This is a genomic window from Yersinia artesiana (assembly GCF_902726545.1).
In the GTDB taxonomy this organism is placed as follows: domain Bacteria; phylum Pseudomonadota; class Gammaproteobacteria; order Enterobacterales; family Enterobacteriaceae; genus Yersinia; species Yersinia artesiana.
The window spans coordinates 13,544-35,416 of record NZ_CACVAD010000047.1 but is presented as its reverse complement, the minus strand read 5'-3'; the positions used below and the strand labels follow the sequence as shown (position 1 = coordinate 35,416).

Sequence of the window (21,873 nt, the reverse complement as noted above, 5' to 3'; positions counted from 1 at the left end):
CTTTTGATTTATATAACAGTACCCAAGGATTACAATTGATACTTTCTGATAGCACAGCTATTAAAGGGCGGAGTAATAATGATATCAACATTGATGATATTCTCTATATCTACTATTTAAGAAAATTTAAAATAACACAAAGAGAATATACCATACTTAACATGATTTTATCGGGTGACAAAAATAAGCAGATTTCACAGAAGCTTGATATTAGTGAGAAAACTGTGAGTGGCCATCGACACAGCATTTATATCAAACTAAAAGTTAAGTCGGTAGGGCAACTTTATAATAAATTACTTAATCAGGCTGTATGTTGTTAGTTTCTGTTAACGGAGATTCTCTATGATGTTGAGACATTTTCTGATCAGGTTATTTGAGTCGGATTTTTTATGGATATAGGCATAAAATGATAGTAAACCATCATTTGAAAATGGAAGTGGGGACATGCGGACATTGAACTGTTTCGCTAAAAATTGCTGCATCATAAAGGGGAAAATAGCTAAGTAGTCTGTATTGGCGATTAAAGTTACCGCATTAAGCGAGTTGGTTGTTTGAATCTTTGCGTTATTATTATTGACATGAATATCTTTAAACGAACGCCCCGGAGCAAATAAAGCCCCTTGCATATTGAGATTCCAAATTAAGCGTTGTTCCTGCAACCAATCATCTTTGCTTACGTCACCAGAAATTCGGCTATGGGAATTACTTAACAAAATTCCAAGTGGAAATGATCCTAAATGATAACTGACTAATGACCGGTCAATATTCAAAATAGAGCCAATATCGATATCTACTTCACTGTTTCTTAACCGCGACACTCGTTGTTCGCTGCTATAATAATTATCAACATATTTGATAGTAAAACTCTCGCTAATATCCCCAGATTGTGAAAGTTCGTATATTTGGCAACTCAGCCAATGTTGAATTAATGGGTTGGCGCTGATGGTCAGCGAGCTTTGGGCCGAATCACTATTTTTCCCGGCAGCAATAGCATTATCAATCAGGTCTGCGGCAGATGAAAAATGGCTGTTGAGTGTTATTGCGAGTGTGGTCGGAACCAAACCTTCTTTGGTATTAATGACAATCCGGTCATTGAATTCACGCCTTAAGCGAGCAAGACCGTGGCTAACCGTCGAAATTGCGACGTCCAGCTCTTCTGCTGTACGGGTAACACTACGAAACTCAATCAGGCATTGCAGCAATTTCACCAGATTGTAATCAAATCTTTTCATATGCCAGCCCACAGTGAAAGTGTATATAAAGTATATAGCATGATAAAACCAAATTATTAATTTTGGGTTGTAGGGGCTGGGGTAACCCTAAATTTTTAGTTATCGATATTTATACTCGCGCTTTAATGGCTTGCTGTAACCATTTATCCAGCTCGTTAGCAAATTGCTGGCGATCGCGTTGATTTAAAGTATTAGGGCCACCGGTTTGAATACCACTGGCGCGCATGGTGTCCATAAAATCGCGCATATTCAACCGCTCACGGATAGTGTCTGGAGTATAGCGTTCACCGCGAGGATTTAGTGCAATTCCGCCTTTCTCAATCACCTCGGCCGCCAACGGAATATCGGCGGTAATAACCAGGTCATTTTTTTCAACGCGCTGTACTATTTCGTTATCGGCAACATCAAAGCCAGAAGCAACCTGTAATGTGCGAATAAACTTTGATGGTGGGGTTTTTAGTGGCTGATTCGCTACCAGCGTGACCATTATGCCGGTTCTGTCTGCGGCACGAAATAACACTTCTTTAATGACATTTGGACAAGCGTCCGCATCCACCCAAATTTGCATCAGTGGTGTTCTCCTACTGCCAACCAGTCTTTTACTGGCAGAAAATCTCGGTACAGTGCCGCTTCAGCACTGTCTGCTGCCGGTTGGTAATTATATTCCCAGCGCACCAGTGGCGGCATGGACATTAAAATAGATTCTGTGCGACCACCGGTTTGCAAACCAAATAATGTGCCACGATCCCAGACCAAATTAAATTCAACATACCGGCCCCGACGATAAAGCTGAAATTCGCGCTCACGCTCGCCCCAACTCAGCGTTTTGCGTCGCGCGACAATCGGCATATAAGCATCCAGGAAACCATCGCCGACTGCCTGAGTAAAGTTGAAACAGGTATCAAAGTCGGGACTGTTTAAATCGTCGAAAAACAGGCCGCCAATACCACGGGCTTCATTGCGGTGCTTAATATAAAAATAGTCATCGCACCATTTTTTATAACGCTGATAGAGTTGCTCGCCAAAGGGTTGACACAGATTATAAGCGGTTTGATGCCAGTGAATGGCATCTTCTTCAAAGCCATAGAATGGCGTTAAATCAAAGCCGCCACCGAACCACCACACTGGATCTTCGTCAGGTTTTTCAGCAATAAAAAAACGCACATTGGCATGGCTGGTGGGCAGGTAAGGGCTGTTCGGATGAATCACCAGTGACACGCCGAGCGCCTGAAAACTGCGCCCCGCCAGTTCAGGACGATGTGCGGTGGCTGATGCTGGCAGTGTTGCGCCGGATACATGTGAAAAATTCACCCCGGCTTGCTCGAAAACTGCCCCTTTGACCAATACCCGACTGCGACCACCGCCACCTTCTTCACGCACCCAATTCTCTTCTGTGAATTTAGCACTGCCATCAGCGTCAGCCAGCGCGGTACAGATTTTATCCTGCAAATCCAGCAGGTAGGTTTTGATTTGGTCTATATCGGGTAAATTCATCTGAAGGGTTCTGGTCGCCGGGAAATTATAAGGGGCCAAGTATACCGCGATTTGCCGCCATTGTTGTACTCTCGATACGGAGCTGTGCTGAGTGAGTTGGAATCCGACCAGATTTATCCCGTTCTCCTATCATTACGTACTATCACTATGGGAAATATCACTTTATTATGGCGTGATATAATATTGCGTAATGATCAGCATATCCATTTGACTCAAGGGTGCGAATATCCATGGAAATCCGTGTATTTCAGCAAAGTGATTTTGAAGAAGTGATTCTGCTGTGGGAGCATTGTGACTTGCTGCGACCCTGGAATGATCCGGAAATGGATATTGAACGTAAACTAAATCATGATCCCGAATTATTTCTGGTGGCGGAAGTCAGTGGCGCGATCGTCGGCTCGGTGATGGGCGGTTATGACGGTCACCGAGGCTCGGCTTATTATCTGGGCGTTCATCCTGATTTCCGGGGACGTGGCTTTGCCAATGCGCTGATCAGCCGGCTGGAAAAGAAATTAATTGCCCGTGGCTGCCCAAAGCTGAATATCATGGTGCGCGAAGACAATGACGCGGTAATCGGTATGTATGAAAAGCTGGATTACGAAACCCAAGACACCATTATGCTGGGCAAACGGCTGATTGTGGATCAGGAGTATTGAGGGTTATTTTATTGAATTTAATTACATCCGCACTTTTTATTCAATAGTCGTAGTGACTGAAATAGTTCAGATATCTAATGATATTAGTGAGTGATGTTATTATGTGGAGTCGCAGGTAGGTTGGTTGCGACTCCACTTACTTTCAGATGGCTTATTTAATCTTAGTGATATTTTTCACATCAACTTCCACAGAGTTCCAGTCTTTATCCACTTTCCCTTCGATTTGGACTTTATCTTGTGGCGTAATGGTTTGGCCTTTCCAGCGTTTGTTGTCGATATCGACAGTAATGGTGCCGGTGCTATCGCGGAAAGTATAAGTATCATGGCCGAGACGCTCGGTAATATTCCCTTGCAAGGTAACATGGGCATCATCACGCATGGTTTTCACTTTATCTACCGTGGTATTGCTGGCATTTGGCCCGGAGAACCCGCCTTGAGCGGCTGGCTGAGTCTGCGTTGTTGCCGGGCCGTCAAAACCACCTTGCGCTGCGGTTGATGCGCTTTGCGCCAGGAATGGTGTGCTGCACAACATAACCAAGGTTGCAGCTAAGGTCAGTTTCTTCATTTTATTGCTCCTTCAATGAATGAATTATTGCATTTGAAACCAGAGGCCTTGTTAGCCTCGTTACCCAATACTAGACCAAAATGACGTTAGAATTTGCCTAATCAGAGATTAACCCATATCCAAAAATAGTTATCTGATGAGTATAAATGGGGATAAAGTCTATTTTATCAAGCGAATTAGCGGCATTTTCTTCGGTGGATGGATTCGTTTGATGATATCGATTATGGGAAAGAATGATGAAAGCCGGTAGTGTGATGGCACTTTTTCAGCGGGCCGGACTCCAATCTCTGGTTATCATTTTCAACTGTCATGCTTTTGCTTCCGTGCAGGGTCTTTTTTGCAGGAGAACTGATGGGATGCAGTGGTTTTTTTAGGAGCTTTAGATGAATATTCGCCCACGATTGTTTGGGATGCGCTGGTTATTACTGGGAGCCCCTTTGTTGCTGGCCGGCTGTTCAGCCACGTCCGGTTTTTCTTGGTCAAGTTTGTCTCCGCTTAATTGGTTTGGCGGTAGCAGCAGTATACAAGTTACCGATAGCGGTGTCGGTGGTATCACGGCCGGTACGGCGTTGAGCGAAAATGAAATTAAAGAAGGGCTGAAAGGTGATTATCGGCTGCGCAGCGGTATGGCAACCAATGATGGCAAGTTAGTGTCTTTCTATCAGGCAATGAAAGAAGACCAAATTAAGTTGGTTATCTCCGGCCAACCAAAAGGCACGGTAGAGCGCATTGATGTCATGGATAAAGATATTCCGAGCCAATGGGGTGTCAGTATCGGCACGCCATTTAGCCAATTGTATAAAAAAGCTTTTGGTGTCTGCCGCCAAGGTACCGGTGATGATCATGCGCAAATAGAATGCGCCGCACCAGACAGCCAACATGTTAGCTATTTATTTGATGGTGACTGGCATGGCCCTGAAGGCTTAATGCCATCTGACGATGCTTTGCAAAGCTGGAAAGTCAGCAAGATTATATGGCGCGCTAAAAGCGAATAAATATTATTCTCTTTTTATTGTTAAGGCGCGGTTTATATCTGGCGCCTTAATAATTCCTCCTCACTCAAAGCTCTCAGGCTCTGCTCAGTTTTATTTTGCGTTGACGCAAGGTTATTTTAATCGCTTCAGCTATGATATTCGACATAATCAATATTGGCTGTTAGTGAGGAAATAACATGACTCAAGTTCAGAGTGGCATTTTGCTGGAGCATTGCCGTTTTGCCATCTTTATGGAAGCAAAAGTGCAGGGCGAATTTGATGCCATTCGTCAAGGGTGCAAGAAATTTTGTCAGGCATTGCAAGAGTTACAACAGCAATTCCCGAACGAGCATTTAGGCGCAGTTATCGCTTTCGGTTCCGATATTTGGCATGACCTGTCCAATGGTCAGGGCGCGAAAGAGCTAAAGCCTTTTACCGAGTTGGGCAAAGCACCAATAATTGCCCCCGCCACTCAACGTGATTTATTGATTCACATTCAGTCATTACGCCAGGATATCAACTTCACGTTAGCGCAAGCCGCCGTGGCTGCTTTTGGTGATGCTATAACGGTTGAAGAGGAAACTCATGGCTTCCGTTGGGTTGAAGAGCGTGATTTTACAGGCTTTATTGATGGCACTGAAAACCCACAAGGCGAAAATAGGCCGGAAGTGGCGGTTATTGCTGATGGCGAAGAAGATGCAGGTGGTAGCTATGTATTGGTTCAGCGCTATGAGCATGACCTGAAAAAATGGCAACGTATTCCTGAACACAAACAAGAGCAAATTGTGGGGCGTACCAAACATGGCAGTGAGGAGTTACCTTCAGATCAGCGCCCAGATACCTCTCATGTCAGCCGGGTTGATCTTAAAGAGAATGGCAAAGGGCTGAAAATCTTACGTCAAAGTTTGCCTTACGGCACTGCCAGTGGCAAACATGGTTTGTATTTTATTGCCTATTGCGCGCGGCTGCACAATATCGAACAACAGCTACTGAGCATGTTTGGTTCAATAGACGGTAAGCACGATCTGTTATTAGGTTTTAGTAAGCCAGTAACCGGCAGTTATTACTTTGCACCATCGCTGACTAAATTATTGTCTTTATAATTCCTGTTCTTCTGAATGACGAAAGGCCGGTTTCCCGGCCTTTATCTTTGTGTGATGAGTTATATATCGTAATTAAATCGCGATGGCATCACGCATTCTGTTGACCACGGTCTGTTTCTGTTCTTTGGTCAGCGCGCGTAATGGTAAGCGCGGGTTACCGGCATCAATGCCGTGTAATTGCATTGCAGCTTTACCGGCAGCAACGCCACCAAATTCAACTAAAACGCGAATAAGCGCAATCACCTGATCCATACCGCGCTGAACGGCAACTTGATTACCGGCATTAAAATCAGCAATGATTTTATGGAATAGCGGTGCGGCATAGTTATAAGTGCTACCCACTGCGCCGATAGCACCGACAGCCAGGCCACCTGGTAAATGTTCATCTACCCCGAATGGAATATCAAATTTACCGCCGCTGACGCGCAGGCAACGTTGGAATTCATACAAATCCGCATTATTGAATTTAATCCCGGACAGATTTGGGATTTTTGATTCGGCTTTGATGAGGAATTGTTCCATATCCAAATTCACACCAGACATTCCGGAATGATAGTAATAGAAACCTTTTGATGGTGCGGCGGCGGCGATAGCCTGACAATAAGCAATTAAATCATCAAGATTACCCGGTTTAAAGAAGCAAGGGCCAATAGCTGAGGTCGCGAAAATATCCAGTGTTTCGGCATGACGTGAAAGGTCGACAGCATCTTTAATACTCAGTGCGCCAGTGTGTAAGGTAATGCTCAGTTTACCCTGCGCCGCTTTTACCCAGCGCTCGGCAATTTTTTTGCGCTCTTCTACCGAGCAATGAATACCTTCACCCGTGGTGCCACACACATAGACCCCTTTCACACCATCATTCACCAGATGCTCGGCAATTTGGTCGATGACGGGATAATTGACTTCACCCTGCTCATCAAAGGGAGTGTGCGGAGCTGCGATCAGGCCGGTTAACTTTTTCATACGCATCCTTAATAAATCAGAGAGAGTGGGGGCATGGTTAGCCAAAATAGTTTTGAGTACCAGCGACATCTTGCGCCATCAGTGACTCGTTAGTTTTGCTGCTTCGTGTTCTTGTGGTGCATATTGTTGAATCGCTTCACAGAACCAACCGCAAATATGTTCAATACGCGTGATGGCAGAGCCGACGGTTACGGCATAAGCACCGGCAGATATTGCTGCTGCCGCCAATGCTGGCGAGTTGTAGCGGCCTTCAGCAATCACGCAACAGCCCGCTTGGGATAACTGTTTTACCAGTTCTAAGTCCGGTTCAGTGGGGACGGGAGTTTGGGTATAGCCCGACAATGTGGTGCCGATAAAGTCGATACCTAAGCGGTATGCTAACAGGCCATCTTCTATATTAGAGGCATCCGCCATCGCCAGACAGCCCGTTGCCCGCACCCGCTGGAATAAATCTTCCACTGAAACCGGGCGGGGGCGGCAGGTGACGTCAAAAGCGATAATGTCGGCTCCAGCGGCGCTTAATGCATCGACATCTTCCAGCCACGGTGTGATTCTGACTTCAGAATCGGGCAGATCGCGTTTAATAATGCCAATGATTGGCGCATCAGTAACCCGACGCACCGCTTCAATATTGCTAATGCCCTCAACACGCAGACCTACCGCGCCACCTGCCAGTGATGCCAATGCCATTGCTGCGACAATTTCTGGCGTATCCATAGCACTGCCGGGTACGGGTTGGCACGAGGCGATAAGGCCATGCTGGAGCTGGTGGCGGAGACGATTTGTTTTGCTTATGTTCAGATTGCTCACGGTCTTTAGCTCCGATAAAATATTTTAAATGAAGTTTTACTCCGTTATGGTAGATCTTTTATCTGTAGGGTGCAATGGTCACCTTTCATAAATCGAGTCCAAAAGTGTTTATTGTGGAGTGTAACTCCAACATTAAAATAACAATGGAGTTATGACCAAAAAATTGTCATAGTCATTCTATCAACATCATTACAGGTACAAGAGGGTTGCGCCAGATGGGAAAAGTGTTGGCACTGGATATCGGTGGAACAAAAATTGCGGCGGCGGTGGTGGCTGAAAGCGGTATGTTGGTTGGCCGTCAGCAGGTGGCAACACCACGTGGTGGCGCAGCACAACTGGCGCTGGCGCTGGAAACGTTGATTACACCTTATCGACATCTGGTTGATTTTATTGCTGTTGCTTCAACCGGTATTATCAGTGATGGCCGTCTGACCGCGCTTAATCCCGCCAATTTGGGCGGCTTAGCCGATTTTCCGTTAGAAGAATGCATCCAATCGATCGCTGATTTACCTTGTGTGCTGCTTAATGATGGGCAGGCGGCAGCCTGGGCTGAATATCAGGCATTAAGCCATAAGAGTGACAATACAATTTCGATAAACAATGCTATTCCGGTAAACAATATGATGTTTGTGACGGTTTCCACGGGAGTGGGCGGCGGCATTGTGTTGAATAAAAAACTGCTGGTCGGTAATCACGGACTGGCAGGGCACATAGGTCATACGCTGGCTGATCCTCATGGCTTGTTGTGCGGTTGCGGCCGCAAGGGGTGTGTCGAGAGTGTGGCTTCCGGTACAGCAATCGGCGCGGAAACCTTGGGTTGGAAGCAACCGGTCGCCGCTGCCAAAGTGTTTGAGTTGGCACAACTTGGCAATCTTCCTGCGGAAAACATTATTAACCGCTCCGCGACCGCCATTGCCCAGATGCTGGCAGACATGAAAATGGCGCTGGATCTGGAAGTGGTCATTCTGGGGGGCAGTGTCGGGTTGGCACCTGGGTATTTAGAGCGGGTCATCGGCGCACAAAAAACCATGCCGCAAATCTATCGTGTGCCGGTACAAGCGGCTTATCACCGGCAGGATAGTGGGTTGTTAGGTGCAGCATTATGGGCCAAAGATACTCTTTGTCATTGAAGTCTCAGCGGTGTTAGCCGCTCTCGCTCACCCGAATCACTTACTTGAGTAAGCTCATCGGGATTATGAGCCTCATTAGAGGCTCACCCTACGGGCCAGCGCAAGCGCTGTTAAAAATGGTTTACAACCAATTTGTCGTTCGTTTGCTGCCTTGCTGCGACACCAATGACTTTGAGTATATATTTTATGATTGAATATTGAGGTCAATATGATCAGCGGATCATTAACACAAACAGCTTTTTTCAGCGGGTTACCAGAACGTCTGCAATGGGTTTTAGCTTATTTGGCTAAGACGCCGTTGGCTCAATTGAGTTGCGGGCGTCATGAAATAGATGGCGAGCTTATTTTCATGAATGTGATGGAGTTTGACACTCAACTGGCTGAAAGCAAAAAAGCTGAAATGCACCAAACTTATGCTGATGTTCAGCTACTAATAAGCGGCGTTGAAGGTATTGAATACTCAGTATTGACCCCCACCGAACATCTTGAGCCTTATCATGCTGACGATGACTATCAGCTTATTGCCGAGATTCCAGATAAAAGCCAATTACGCATGTTACCGGGGATGTTTGCGGTGTTTTTACCGGGTGAACCGCATAAGCCGGGTTGCCAAATCGCCGGTTCCGGCACGATCAAAAAAGCGGTGGTGAAAGTTCACCATTCTTTATTATGAAGAAGTTATCTCTATGATTTATATATAATAAGAATGCACGTTACCTTTGACATCTTCCCCGGTCCCCCGGGGTTTTTTTATTGATCTCATCCCGCACAATACCGCCATTTTTCTTCACGAAATGGGCCAATTATGTCATGATGCGCCGCAGAACCGTCTCCTGTCCGTCAATTCTCTTTCCCTTGAGGTGTCCGCGTGAAAACTGGTGCCCCCCGTTTTAAGCCAGGTAAAATTCTTGATGCCTTGGGTGCAATGCAAAATAGCCTGACCCGCTCAGCGCAGCGTATTGCTGCCTATATTCTGGCAGAACCCGCTAAAGTGACTCAGCTTTCTATTGCCGACCTTTCCGCGCTGACACAAGCCGGTGAAGCCACCATTATCCGTTTTTGTCGCACGCTGGGTTACAAAGGGTTTCAGGATTTCAAAATGGATTTGGCCATTGAAGTGGCAACCCGCCATAACAATGAAAACAGTCTGTTAGATGCTGATGTGCAAGAGGGGGATGATACGTTGGCGATTGGCAATAAATTGCAATCGGCGATTAATAATGTGTTGTCTGAAACCCTGAATCTGTTGTCTATCGAGAGTGTCGAGCAGGTGGTTAAGCTGCTGCGCCCGGCTGATCGTATCTGCATTTTTGGTGTCGGTTCATCAGGTATCACTGCGGAAGATGCCAAAGGTAAATTGATGCGTATCGGATTGCGGGTCGATGCGGCTACAAATAACCATTTTATGTATATGCAGGCTTCTTTGATGCGCCCCGGTGATGTAGCAATTGGTATTAGCCATTCGGGAACCTCAGCTGAAACGGTGCATGCACTAAAACTGGCGAAACAGGCCGGTGCGACTACCGTGGCACTGACGCACAATATGGGCTCCACCATTACTGAACTGGCGGATTACGTGCTGATTAACGGCAACCGCCAGGGGCAGTTGCAGGGGGACTCCATTGGCACCAAAATCGCCCAATTATTCGTGCTGGATCTGATTTATGCCTTGCTGGTCAAAGCTGATCCGGCTCAGGCAGAAAGCATTAAACGTAAAACAACCCAAGCCGTCAGCCAAAATGGATGACCGGTAATCCATTTCTGCTACCACAGTTAACCACTGCTGCGGAGATCTTCCGCCCGCGGTGGTAAATACCCCGCATCCTGTTGCTTATCTCTCTCACCTCAGCATTTCGCCATCTTTGTCACGTTTTAGACACATTGTGATTGAAATAGTGGGCTGATCTTATACACTCAAATGGAGTTTTACTCCTTTGTGTGATTTTGTTTGGAGTTAAACCACATAAATATAAATGTGGCGAAAACCGTCTGGTAGTGACAGATTAAGTGAAGCTAAACAATCAGTTGCTATGGTTTACCTGCCGCGAGGAAAACAGTTTCTGCCAGTGAACTTGGCTGGTGGTGGAGAGAGAGCGACGCTATGAGCACTTCAGTACAATCTCGTGGAGACAAACCATTGCGCTGGTATAAGCAGCTTACCCCTGCGCAATGGAAGGCATTTATTGCCGCCTGGATCGGTTATGCCCTGGACGGCTTTGATTTTGTTCTTATTACTCTGGTTCTGACTGATATTAAACAGGAATTTGGTCTGACACTGATTCAGGCTACCAGTCTGATTTCAGCCGCGTTTATTTCACGGTGGTTCGGTGGTTTGGTACTGGGTGCGATGGGTGACCGCTATGGCCGTAAATTGGCGATGATCACCAGTATTGTGCTGTTCTCTTTCGGTACGCTGGCTTGTGGTTTAGCGCCGGGTTACACCACGTTGTTTATCGCCCGACTGATTATCGGTATCGGGATGGCGGGGGAGTATGGCTCCAGTTCAACCTACGTGATGGAGAGCTGGCCTAAGAATATGCGTAACAAAGCCAGTGGTTTCCTTATTTCTGGTTTCTCTATCGGCGCAGTATTAGCCGCTCAGGCGTACAGTTATGTGGTTCCGGCATTTGGCTGGCGTATGCTTTTCTACATTGGTTTGTTACCGATTATCTTTGCTTTGTGGTTACGTAAAAACCTGCCAGAAGCTGAAGATTGGGAAAAAGCACAAAGTAAACATCAGCAATCTAAGCAGACTAAAGACCGCAACATGGTGGATATTCTGTATCGCAGCAACTTGAGCTACCTGAATATTGCACTGACCATCTTTGCCGCCGCCGCGCTCTATGCTTGCTTCACCGGCATGGTATCTACCCCTGTAGTGGTACTCCTCGGTATCCTTTGCGCCGCAGTATTTATCTACTTTATGGTGCAAACCAGCGGTGAGCGCTGGCCAACCGGTGTGATGCTGATGGTAGTGGTGTTCTGTGCTTTCCTCTACTCATGGCCGATTCAGGCATTATTGCCCACATATCTGAAAATGGATTTGGGCTATGACCCGCACACCGTGGGCAACGTGTTGTTCTTCAGTGGGTTTGGTGCCGCAGTGGGCTGCTGTGTTGGGGGCTTTTTGGGTGATTGGCTCGGCACGCGTAAAGCCTATGTCACCAGTTTGCTGATTTCACAGTTACTGATAATCCCACTGTTCGCTATTCAGGGCAGCAGCATCCTGTTCCTCGGCGGGTTATTGTTCTTGCAACAAATGTTGGGCCAGGGGATTGCCGGGTTGTTGCCAAAACTGTTGGGCGGTTATTTTGATACTGAACAACGCGCTGCGGGGTTGGGCTTTACCTATAACGTCGGCGCATTAGGTGGCGCATTGGCACCGATTTTAGGGGCTTCAATTGCTCAACATCTCAGCCTCGGCACGGCGTTGGGTTCACTTTCGTTCAGCCTGACATTTGTGGTTATTCTACTTATTGGTTTTGATATGCCATCCCGTGTACAGCGCTGGGTGCGGCCATCCGGTTTGCGCATGGTGGATGCCATTGACGGCAAACCATTCAGTGGTGCTATCGGCCCAGTTCGTGCCAGTGTGGTGGCGCAGAAATAATATTTCTACCTAAGAACGCATTTTTATCGCCCGGTGCAGTTTAGCCGGGCTTTTTATTGAGCAGATATAAGTGAAATAGGCGGCTGGCGACCTGCGCGGTGACTGGCTTAGAGCATTTGATACTTGCACATCACTAAACGGTATATAAAAGCGTTATAGGTATGCACCTAGTTATAAATACACTGAACATAATTTAGCGGCGCAACATTCTTTATGAATAGGTTTTATGAATAGGTTTGTTGCCGAATGAACCCAGTGAATAAGGTGCAAAATGAAACAGATTTCAATAAAGAAAAATGGATGGACCCGTGTTGCCTTATTTAGCGCGTTAATCTTCGGCAGTGCAACGGCTTCTGCGACCGAGTTGCTCAATAGCTCTTATGATGTTTCCCGCGAGTTATTCACCGCATTAAATCCGGGTTTTGAGAAACAGTGGGAACAGCAAAATCCCGGTGACAAGCTCACTATCAAACAATCTCATGCTGGTTCTTCCAAACAGGCCTTGGCTATTTTGCAAGGGCTGAAAGCGGATGTAGTGACCTATAACCAAGTCACCGATGTGCAAATCTTGCATGACCGCGGCAATCTTATTCCGGCTGATTGGCAAGCGCGTTTACCCAACAACAGCTCGCCATTCTACTCCACCATGGCTTTCCTGGTGCGGAAGGACAACCCCAAGAATATCCATAGCTGGGATGATTTGGTACGTGAAGACGTCAAGCTGGTATTTCCGAATCCAAAAACCTCTGGTAATGGCCGTTATACCTATCTGGCCGCTTGGGGAGCCACCGAGCAAGCTAATGGCAAAGACGAGGCCAAAACCCGTGATTGGATGAAGCGCTTCCTGAAAAACGTGGTGGTTTTTGACACTGGCGGACGTGGTGCCACCACCACTTTTGTTGAGCGTGGCTTGGGTGATGTGCTGATCAGTTTCGAATCTGAAGTGAACAATATCCGCAAAGAGTATGGCAGCGACAAATATGAAGTGATTGTCCCGCCGGTCGATATTCTGGCGGAATTCCCTGTGGCCTGGGTAGATAAGAATGTTGAGAAAAATGGCACTGAAAAAGCCGCCAAGGCTTATCTCAATTACCTCTACAGCCCAGCGGCACAGCAGGTGATCACCAGCTTTAACTACCGTGTTTATGATAAAGCGGCAATGGAGGCGGCTAAATCCCAATTCCCTGACACCAAATTATTCCGGGTTGAAGAGCAATTTGGTAGCTGGCCACAAGTTATGAGCACCCACTTCGCCACTGGCGGTGTACTGGATAAATTGTTAGCAGAAGGTCATCAGTAATGTTGTCGGCATCCAGTAAACGGGTTCTGCCCGGATTCACCCTCAGTCTTGGGAGCAGCCTGCTTTACACCTGCCTGATCTTGTTATTGCCGCTCAGTGCGTTAGTGATGCAAGTTGCCCAGATGAGCTGGGCACAATACTGGGAGGTGATAACCAATCCTCAGGTGGTTGCCGCTTATAAAGTCACTTTACTGGCCGCTGGCGTTGCCAGTGTATTCAATGCGGTATTTGGCATGTTGATGGCCTGGATCCTGACGCGCTATCAATTCCCCGGCCGCAGTTTGCTGGATGGTTTGATGGATTTACCCTTCGCCTTACCCACTGCGGTGGCGGGGTTGACACTGGCAACCTTGTTCTCCACCACCGGTTGGTACGGAGCCTGGTTAAACGACGTTTTCGGTATCAAAGTCTCCTTTACCTGGTTAGGGATCGCGGTCGCGATGGCCTTTACCAGCTTGCCGTTTGTGGTACGCACCGTGCAACCAGTATTGGAAGAGTTAGGGCCGGAATATGAAGAAGCGGCGGAGACCTTGGGTGCCAGCCGTTGGCAGAGTTTCCGCCTGGTGGTGATGCCAGAACTGGCACCGGCATTGTTGGCAGGGACTGCATTATCCTTTACTCGCAGTTTGGGCGAATTCGGCGCGGTTATCTTTATTGCTGGCAATATTGCCTGGAAGACTGAAGTCACTTCGCTGATGATTTTCATCCGCTTGCAAGAATTTGATTACCCGGCGGCCAGCGCCATTGCCTCGGTTATTTTGGCGGTTTCACTGGTGTTGTTGTTCGGTATTAACACGTTACAAAGTCGCTTTGGTCGGCGGATAGGTGGGCACTGATGGCTGATATTTCAGAGTTTAATGGTGTGGCCCGCCCGCCGATCAATTGGGGCAAATGGACACTGATCGCCATCGGCGCACTGTTCTCGGTTTTGTTGCTGGTGATCCCGATGGTGTGGATCTTTATTACTGCATTCTCGAAAGGGATTGAGGTGGTAGGGCAGAACTTATTCGACCCGGATATGCTGCACGCGATTTGGCTCACCGTGTTGGTGGCGCTGATTACCGTGCCGGTCAATTTGGTGTTTGGTGTGGTATTGGCCTGGCTGGTGACGCGGTTTGCCTTCCCTGGCCGCCAGTTATTGATGACGTTAATTGATATTCCGTTTGCCGTGTCACCGGTGGTTGCCGGCCTGATGTATCTGCTGTTCTACGGCTCAAACGGTGTGGTGGGCGGCTGGCTGGATTCTCATGATATCCAATTGATGTTCTCCTGGCCGGGTATGGTGCTGGTAACCATTTTTGTCACCTGCCCATTTGTGGTACGTGAATTGGTGCCGGTGATGATGAGTCAGGGCAGTCAGGAAGATGAGGCTGCGGTGCTGTTAGGCGCATCAGGCTGGCAGATGTTTCGCCGCGTGACACTTCCCAATATCCGCTGGGCATTGCTGTATGGCGTGGTGTTGACCAACGCCCGCGCCATTGGCGAGTTCGGTGCGGTTTCAGTGGTATCCGGTTCTATTCGTGGCGAGACCTACACCTTGCCGCTGCAAGTTGAGTTGTTGCATCAGGATTACAACACCGCCGGGGCATTTACCGCCGCCGCGCTGTTGACCCTGATGGCAATAGTGACCCTTTTTCTGAAAAGCGGCCTGCAATGGCGCTTAGCGCGTCAGGTTGTTCGTCTCGAACAGGAGCAAAAGCATGAGCATTGAGATTGATAATATCAGCAAGTATTTTGGCCGTACCAAGGTACTGAATGACATCACACTTGATATTCCTTCCGGCCAAATGGTGGCTTTGCTTGGCCCTTCTGGTTCGGGAAAAACCACCTTACTGCGTATTATTGCCGGGTTGGAGAACCAAAACGCCGGGCGTTTAAGTTTCCACGGCACCGATGTTAGCCGTTTACATGCCCGTGACCGGCGTGTTGGGTTTGTGTTCCAGCATTACGCGCTGTTCCGCCATATGACGGTATTCGATAACATCGCTTTCGGTTTAACGGTATTGCCGCGCCGTGAGCGGCCAAATGCGGCGGCTATCAAGCAGAAAGTTGCGCAGTTGCTGGAAATGGTGCAATTAGGTCATCTGTCTAGCCGCTATCCATCACAGCTTTCCGGCGGGCAGAAGCAACGTGTTGCTTTGGCGCGTGCACTGGCGGTAGAGCCGCAAATTCTATTATTGGATGAACCCTTTGGTGCACTGGACGCGCAAGTGCGCAAAGAGCTGCGCCGTTGGTTACGTCAGTTACACGAAGAATTGAAATTCACCAGCGTTTTTGTGACGCACGATCAGGAAGAAGCCATGGAAGTGGCTGATCGCGTGGTAGTAATGAGTCAGGGGAATATTGAGCAGGTCGGGACACCAGATGAAGTGTGGCGCGACCCGGCAACCCGTTTTGTATTGGAGTTCCTCGGTGAAGTTAACCGTCTAAGTGGCGAAATTCGTGGTTCACAGTTGTTTATTGGTGCCCATCATTGGCCGCTGGATTTGGCTCCGATGCACCAGGGCAGTGTGGATCTCTTCCTGCGCCCTTGGGAGATGGAAGTCAGCACTCAATCAAGCTCGCGCTGCCCGCTGCCGGTTCAGGTGCTTGAAGTTAGTCCTCGCGGTCATTTCTGGCAATTGACGGTGCAACCTATTGGTTGGCATCAGGATCCTATTAGTGTGGTCTTGCCGGAAGGTAACATTGACACTCCGGTACGCGGCACTCGTTATTATGTTGGTGGATTGAATGCTCGCCTATATTCTGGCGATCAATTACTGCAACCCATTGCTTTAGCCCAGAGCGCCTGATAAGTTTTTCTGTATATGGCGAACAAAGGTGACGCAATAACCACCTTTGATTAATGACAAAGCTGCTGATAACACAGTGAGTGAAGGGTTTACCGCGCCTAGGGGCACTCCGACGGCTCACGCCGTTACGACCCCAACGGCACGATTCCCCTTCATTTGACTTTTCAGCAGTCTGAAAGGTGGCCTGAAAGCCACCTTTTTTCTTATTAGTAAATAAAGGTATTTAAAGTGACAACCCTCGAACACTGCATCGGCAACACCCCTTTGGTCAAACTACAGCGTTTAAGTAAAGGGCTAAAGGCGGAAATTTGGGTCAAATTGGAAGGCAATAACCCTGCCGGTTCGGTGAAAGACCGTGCCGCACTGGCGATGATCCAACGGGCAGAGTTGCGTGGAGAGATTTCCCCAGGAGATGTGCTTATCGAGGCAACCAGCGGTAATACTGGCATTGCGCTGGCGATGATTGCCGCCATGAAGGGGTATCAGCTGAAATTACTGATGCCGGAAAACATGAGCCAGGAACGTCAGGCCGCTATGCGCGCCTATGGGGCCGAGCTGATTTTGGTCAGCCGTGAGCAGGGCATGGAAGGGGCGCGGGATACCGCTCTGGCAATGCAAGCCGCAGGGCAGGGTAAGGTGCTGGATCAGTTTAATAATACTGATAATCCGTATGCCCATTTTACCGGTACCGGGCCGGAAATCTGGCAGCAAACCGCGGGTAAAGTGAGCCATTTTGTCTCCAGCATGGGCACTACTGGCACCATTACCGGTGTTAGCGAGTATCTGAAAAGCCAAAATCCGGATGTTACGATTATTGGCCTGCAACCCGCCGAGGGCAGTAGTATTCCTGGAATTCGCCGCTGGCCTGCGGCCTATATGCCGGGGATTTTCCGCCCCGAACTGGTGGATCAGGTGTTGGATATTACACAAATTTCAGCCGAACAGACCATGCGCCGACTGGCAACAGAAGAGGGGATCTTCTGTGGTGTTAGCTCAGGTGGTGCGGTAGCAGGAGCATTGCGTGTGGCGGCAGAAAATCCAGGCGCGGTGATTGTGGCGATTATTTGCGATCGTGGCGATCGCTATTTATCGACTGGCGTTTTTGCGTAAAGGGTGTGCACCAACACACCCCTGGCCAATTGCGCAAAATATAACCCCTACTCTCGCTCCAATGCTCTGATAGGGTCCATCTGTGCCGCTCGTTTGGCGGGGAAAAAACCAAAAACCACGCCAATTAAACTGGAGCAGATAAACGCGGTGATAATTGATGTCGCGGAGTAAACCATCGAAAAACTGCTGCTAAATTGGCTGAACAGCAGGCCGATAGTGAGTGATAACACCACGCCGAGGCCGCCCCCCAGTAAGCAGACCAGCACTGCTTCAATCAAAAATTGCTGCATAATATCGCTGGCTCGCGCGCCAACTGCCATTCTCACCCCTATCTCTTTGGTGCGCTCGGTGACTGACACTAACATAATATTCATCACTCCAATCCCACCGACAACTAATGAAATAACCGCTATCATCGAGACGAGTAATGTCATGGTTGAGGTAGTTTTCTCAATGGTTTGGCGGATGCTGTCGGTGTTCATAACGAAAAAATCCTGCGTTCCATGACGTTGTGTCAGTAGTTTGGTGACTCCCTGTTCGGCGTTCGCCAGATCAATATCATCATTCACTCGCACCGTGATGCTTTTCAGATAGGATTGCCCCAACATACGTTTCATCGCCGTGGTGTAGGGGATCCATACGTTGAGATTTTCGTCACTGCCGAAGCCGCTCTGCTTCTTAGCCGCGACACCGATGACTCGGCAGGGCAGGGAGCCGAGCAAGATAACTTTGCCTAACGGATTTTCCCCATTAGGAAACAGCTTATCGCGGGTGTTTTCATCAATAACGGCTTCTTGCATCAAGTTATCTACGCTGGTGCGGTTAAATGCCATGCCTTGAGCGATGGTATAGCCGCGAACCAAAAAATATTGCTCGCCGACCCCATTTACCGTGCCACTGACGGACTTATTGCCATAACGCAGGGTGGTGCTGGTAGACACAGTTGGTGTCACGCTGTGAATATAACTTTGCTGTGCTAAAGCATCTGCGTCAGTAGCCCGCAGTGTGTGGATCGCCGCCGAGCGCATATCACCGAAATCTTTGCCGGGGAAGATCTCTAATGTACTGGTGCCCATCGAATTGATATTTGCCAGAACCTGCTGTTGTGATCCTTTACCCAAGGCCACCACCGAGACCACAGAAGCAATACCGATAATAATCCCCAGCATGGTCAACAAGGTGCGCAAGCGCTGCGCTGACATTGCCAGTAGGGCCATTTTGAACGCCTCTTGTAGGCGGTCACGCTGTGCTTTCCATGAGGTCAGCGGTGGTTTATGGGTAATGTCGGGCGTTTCTATCGTAGTTATTTTCGCGGGTAACTCCGGTTGCGGCATTGGTCTGTCCGCAATCACCTCGCCGTCCCTGAGTTCGATAATCCGCTGTGCATGTTCCGCAATCGACATATCATGGGTGACAATCACCACGGTATGGCCTTGCTGATGTAAGTCCTTCAGGATATTCAATACTTCTGTGCCGCTGTGGGTATCCAGTGCGCCAGTGGGTTCATCGGCCAGAATAACTTCTCCACCATTCATCAGTGCTCTGGCAATGCTGACGCGTTGTTGTTGCCCACCGGAAAGTTGGCTTGGGCGATAATCCAGGCGGTCAACCAACCCCAGACGCGAGAGCAGGCTGGCAGCCCGCTGGCGACGTTCTTCACGATTAACTCCGGCATAAATAGCTGGAATCTCGACATTTTCTCGGGCGCTTAAGTCATTCAGTAAATGGTAGCGCTGAAAAATAAAGCCAAAATGCTCGCGGCGCAATTCTGCTAATTCATTGCTATCTAAATGCTGAGGGATGCGCCCAGCCACCAGATACTCACCCGAACTGGGTTTATCCAGACAGCCGAGAATATTCATCAGTGTTGATTTACCGGAACCTGATGCGCCGACAATCGCCACCATTTCGCCGCGGTGAATGGTGAGATTAATATTTTTCAGCACCTGAACACGTTCTTCACCGCTGATAAACCAGCGGCTGACATTATCAAGTTGAAGTAAAATCTTACTTTGATTGAGATTAGGCATCCGTTACATCCCCATCGGTGGCCCCATATGTTGGGCCTTATTGTTGGATGTGGCTGCACTTGCCTGACTGACAATCACTCGCTCCCCAGCTTGCAAACCGGAAAGTATCTGGGCATCAACATTGTTATTTATCCCGACGGTGACCTCACGGGTACTGACCTTACCCTTATCATCGACCACCTGAACCCGATAGTGCCCTTGGTCGTTTTCTAATGCCGTGGCAGGAATAACGATGGCATTCTCGGCTTTACTCAGCACGATATACACCTGTGCGGTCATCGAAATACGCAAAGCCCCATCTGGGTTAGCGACATCAAATAAACCGTTATAGTAAATAGCGGTAGTGGTGGAGCTGGAACTGCTACTGGAACTGGAGGATGTGCTGGTGGTGGTTTCATCGTTGATCGAGTCGGGGGCGGGTTCAATAGCCCGCAGGGTGGCGCTAAAGCGCTTTTCCGGTTCGCCCAAAATGGTGAAGTAAACCGGCATACCGATTTTGACTTTTACCACGTCAGCTTCGGAAATCTGCGCTTCGACGGTCATAGTGTCGAGTTGTGCCACTTTTATAATGGTCGGAGCACTTTGCACTGCATTGACGGTTTGCCCCTCTTCAACCGGAATGGCGACAACGGTACCGCTGATCGGCGAAGTGATTTTGGTATAACCGAGGTTGAGCTTGGCGGTACTGACGGCGATTTCTGCTTGTGCAATTTGGGCATCCAAAGCATCAATTTCAGCCTGAGTGCTGTCTAATGTCGCTTTAGCGCTATCAAAATCGGCCCGCGCTCCCAGACCTTTGGCCAGAATTTCCCGCTGGCGTTGGTAGGTCAGTTGGTTATTTTTCTGCATTGCCACCTTGGCTGCGCGCTGGGCTAACACATTTTTCAAGGCTTCTTCTGCATCTTTCAACGCATTTTGCTGAGTAAGATCATCAATTTCGGCCACTAACTGGCCTTTTTCTACCTGTTGTCCTAGGGTGACATGTAAGGCTTTTATCTGCCCTGAAACTTGAGCGCCCACTGTGACCTGTTTCTGTGCTTTGATAGTGCCATCTGCCAGTACAGTTTGTTCCAGAGTACGGATTTCTGCCGGAGCGGTGATAAATCCTGGCTTGTCCGGCGGTGAAATCAGCCTAAAGAGCAGTACGCCACCGGCAATCAGCAGCACAACAGCCAGCCCCATAAGACGCCGTTTCGATCCGGTAATCTTTTGCATAATCAATCAAAGATCCTTGAACCACAATGAACATAATAGTGAAGCCAAATGTTAGGGGATAATTTACCGCCAAGGCTAGCCGATGTGAGTTAAGTGAAGCTTAAGGATGTGTAAGGATTGAGTAAAACCGGCTGCACGCGAGTCAAATAGGCATGAAAATAGCCGAAATCAGGCAGGAGAGTTAAGACATGAAAATTTTGTTAGTCGATGATGATGTTGAATTGGGCACCATGTTGAGAGAATACCTAAACGGTGAGGGATTTAGTGCCGAGTTGGTATTAACCGGCAAAGAAGGTATAGAGGGCGCGCTGTCCGGTAACTATACCGCCTTGATCCTCGACATTATGTTGCCTGATATGAGTGGCATTGATGTGTTACGGCAGGTGCGTAAAAACAGCCGCTTACCGATCATCATGCTGACCGCCAAAGGCGACAATATTGATCGAGTCATCGGCCTGGAAATGGGCGCTGATGACTATATGCCAAAGCCGTGTTATCCGCGCGAGCTGGTGGCTCGGTTGCGTGCCGTTTTACGCCGCTTTGAAGAGCATCCAGATGTGTCATCGGTTGATGATGGCGTTATTACGCATGGTGATTTGACGCTCAACCCGTCGACTCGCAGCAGTGAATGGCAGGGTAAACCCTTTGATTTGACTGCCTCTGAGTTTAATTTGCTGGAGTTGCTATTACGCTCGCCCGATCGTGTGGTCACTAAAGATGAGTTATCTGATAAAGGCTTGGGCCGCCCACGGGAGGCTTATGATCGTAGTGTCGATGTCCATATCAGTAATATCAGACAAAAGCTTGCGGCGTTGCCGGGAAGTACCTTAAACATTGAGACGGTACGCAGCATTGGCTACCGCATCAGATAATCGCTATTGGTGGAGTC

The 21,873-nt window shown here is 48.3% G+C and carries 22 protein-coding genes; 14 read left to right on the top strand and 8 right to left on the bottom strand.

From position 1 onward, the window contains the following. On the top strand, window positions 1-320 hold a 320-nt coding region (locus HU019_RS15465), incomplete at its 5' end, for a helix-turn-helix domain-containing protein (RefSeq protein WP_174850499.1). 6 nt (window positions 321-326) lie between these two features. Here the strand turns inward: HU019_RS15465 and HU019_RS20330 are convergent. From HU019_RS20330 to hemF, 3 genes are all read right to left on the bottom strand, one after another. Continuing rightward, window positions 327-1,232 carry a LysR family transcriptional regulator gene (locus tag HU019_RS20330; RefSeq protein ID WP_227739327.1) on the bottom strand — a complete coding sequence of 302 codons (906 nt, stop codon included), beginning with the start codon at window positions 1,230-1,232 and terminating at the stop codon, window positions 327-329. 109 nt (window positions 1,233-1,341) lie between these two features. Further along, a complete protein-coding gene (locus HU019_RS15450; RefSeq protein WP_174849676.1) occupies window positions 1,342-1,800 on the bottom strand; it encodes a YaiI/YqxD family protein in 459 nt (152 codons plus the stop codon). Next, window positions 1,800-2,726 carry an oxygen-dependent coproporphyrinogen oxidase gene (hemF, locus tag HU019_RS15445; protein WP_174849675.1) on the bottom strand — a complete coding sequence of 309 codons (927 nt, stop codon included), beginning with the start codon at window positions 2,724-2,726 and terminating at the stop codon, window positions 1,800-1,802. The genes HU019_RS15450 and hemF overlap by 1 nt, the downstream gene beginning before the upstream one ends. Window positions 2,727-2,956: 230 nt before the next feature. Here hemF and HU019_RS15440 point away from each other — a divergent pair, with 230 nt between their 5' ends. Further along, window positions 2,957-3,382 (top strand): GNAT family acetyltransferase, encoded by a 426-nt coding sequence (locus HU019_RS15440; RefSeq protein WP_005172297.1) that lies wholly within the window; start codon window positions 2,957-2,959, stop codon window positions 3,380-3,382. A gap of 151 nt (window positions 3,383-3,533) precedes the next feature. Here HU019_RS15440 and HU019_RS15435 read toward each other — a convergent pair whose 3' ends face one another. Next, window positions 3,534-3,947 carry a YgiW/YdeI family stress tolerance OB fold protein gene (locus tag HU019_RS15435; protein ID WP_174849674.1) on the bottom strand — a complete coding sequence of 138 codons (414 nt, stop codon included), beginning with the start codon at window positions 3,945-3,947 and terminating at the stop codon, window positions 3,534-3,536. A 383-nt stretch (window positions 3,948-4,330) separates the two neighbouring features. Here HU019_RS15435 and HU019_RS15430 point away from each other — a divergent pair, with 383 nt between their 5' ends. Together HU019_RS15430 and HU019_RS15425 are read left to right on the top strand one after the other, a co-directional pair. Further along, complete coding sequence (locus HU019_RS15430) at window positions 4,331-4,942, top strand: RpoE-regulated lipoprotein (RefSeq protein ID WP_174849673.1); 612 nt, start codon at window positions 4,331-4,333, stop codon at window positions 4,940-4,942. Between the two features lie 176 nt (window positions 4,943-5,118). After that, window positions 5,119-6,024 (top strand): Dyp-type peroxidase, encoded by a 906-nt coding sequence (locus HU019_RS15425; RefSeq protein WP_174849672.1) that lies wholly within the window; start codon window positions 5,119-5,121, stop codon window positions 6,022-6,024. Window positions 6,025-6,096: 72 nt separating this feature from the next. Here the strand turns inward: HU019_RS15425 and HU019_RS15420 are convergent, their stop codons facing one another. After that, a complete protein-coding gene (locus HU019_RS15420) occupies window positions 6,097-6,987 on the bottom strand; it encodes a dihydrodipicolinate synthase family protein (RefSeq protein ID WP_077294592.1) in 891 nt (296 codons plus the stop codon). Between the two features lie 78 nt (window positions 6,988-7,065). Next, the gene (locus tag HU019_RS15415) at window positions 7,066-7,788 is read right to left on the bottom strand and encodes an N-acetylmannosamine-6-phosphate 2-epimerase (protein ID WP_407083958.1); all 723 of its coding nucleotides are present in this window, start codon (window positions 7,786-7,788) and stop codon (window positions 7,066-7,068) included. A 224-nt stretch (window positions 7,789-8,012) separates the two neighbouring features. Here HU019_RS15415 and HU019_RS15410 point away from each other — a divergent pair, with 224 nt between their 5' ends. The 9 genes from HU019_RS15410 (at window position 8,013) to cysM (ending at window position 17,739) form a co-directional block, all read left to right on the top strand. Next, complete coding sequence (locus tag HU019_RS15410; RefSeq protein WP_174849671.1) at window positions 8,013-8,927, top strand: N-acetylmannosamine kinase; 915 nt, start codon at window positions 8,013-8,015, stop codon at window positions 8,925-8,927. Window positions 8,928-9,135: 208 nt separating this feature from the next. Continuing rightward, window positions 9,136-9,600: an N-acetylneuraminate anomerase gene (nanQ, locus tag HU019_RS15405; protein WP_174849670.1), complete on the top strand. Its 465-nt coding sequence runs from the start codon at window positions 9,136-9,138 to the stop codon at window positions 9,598-9,600. A 252-nt stretch (window positions 9,601-9,852) separates the two neighbouring features. Continuing rightward, window positions 9,853-10,674: a MurR/RpiR family transcriptional regulator gene (locus HU019_RS15400; RefSeq protein ID WP_050547150.1), complete on the top strand. Its 822-nt coding sequence runs from the start codon at window positions 9,853-9,855 to the stop codon at window positions 10,672-10,674. Window positions 10,675-11,028: 354 nt separating this feature from the next. After that, complete coding sequence (locus HU019_RS15395; protein ID WP_174849669.1) at window positions 11,029-12,537, top strand: MFS transporter; 1,509 nt, start codon at window positions 11,029-11,031, stop codon at window positions 12,535-12,537. Between the two features lie 271 nt (window positions 12,538-12,808). Then, the gene (locus HU019_RS15390) at window positions 12,809-13,837 is read left to right on the top strand and encodes a sulfate ABC transporter substrate-binding protein (RefSeq protein WP_174849668.1); all 1,029 of its coding nucleotides are present in this window, start codon (window positions 12,809-12,811) and stop codon (window positions 13,835-13,837) included. Next, on the top strand, window positions 13,837-14,673 hold the full coding sequence (gene cysT / locus HU019_RS15385) for a sulfate/thiosulfate ABC transporter permease CysT (RefSeq protein ID WP_005164877.1): 837 nt from the start codon (window positions 13,837-13,839) through the stop codon (window positions 14,671-14,673). Before HU019_RS15390 ends, cysT begins: the two co-directional genes overlap by 1 nt. Then, window positions 14,673-15,548: a sulfate/thiosulfate ABC transporter permease CysW gene (gene cysW, locus HU019_RS15380; RefSeq protein WP_174849667.1), complete on the top strand. Its 876-nt coding sequence runs from the start codon at window positions 14,673-14,675 to the stop codon at window positions 15,546-15,548. Before cysT ends, cysW begins: the two co-directional genes overlap by 1 nt. After that, complete coding sequence (gene cysA, locus HU019_RS15375; RefSeq protein WP_174849666.1) at window positions 15,538-16,629, top strand: sulfate/thiosulfate ABC transporter ATP-binding protein CysA; 1,092 nt, start codon at window positions 15,538-15,540, stop codon at window positions 16,627-16,629. The genes cysW and cysA overlap by 11 nt, the downstream gene beginning before the upstream one ends. Before the next feature lie 228 nt (window positions 16,630-16,857). Beyond that, window positions 16,858-17,739: a cysteine synthase CysM gene (cysM, locus tag HU019_RS15370; protein ID WP_174849665.1), complete on the top strand. Its 882-nt coding sequence runs from the start codon at window positions 16,858-16,860 to the stop codon at window positions 17,737-17,739. A 47-nt stretch (window positions 17,740-17,786) separates the two neighbouring features. Here the strand turns inward: cysM and HU019_RS15365 are convergent, their stop codons facing one another. Both HU019_RS15365 and HU019_RS15360 read right to left on the bottom strand, forming a co-directional pair. After that, the gene (locus HU019_RS15365; protein ID WP_174849664.1) at window positions 17,787-19,769 is read right to left on the bottom strand and encodes a MacB family efflux pump subunit; all 1,983 of its coding nucleotides are present in this window, start codon (window positions 19,767-19,769) and stop codon (window positions 17,787-17,789) included. 3 nt (window positions 19,770-19,772) lie between these two features. Next, a complete protein-coding gene (locus HU019_RS15360) occupies window positions 19,773-20,984 on the bottom strand; it encodes an efflux RND transporter periplasmic adaptor subunit (protein ID WP_174849663.1) in 1,212 nt (403 codons plus the stop codon). A 188-nt stretch (window positions 20,985-21,172) separates the two neighbouring features. Here HU019_RS15360 and HU019_RS15355 point away from each other — a divergent pair, with 188 nt between their 5' ends. Then, window positions 21,173-21,856, top strand: a complete 684-nt coding sequence (locus HU019_RS15355) for a response regulator transcription factor (RefSeq protein WP_174849662.1) — start codon at window positions 21,173-21,175, stop codon at window positions 21,854-21,856. Window positions 21,857-21,873 lie beyond the last annotated feature (17 nt).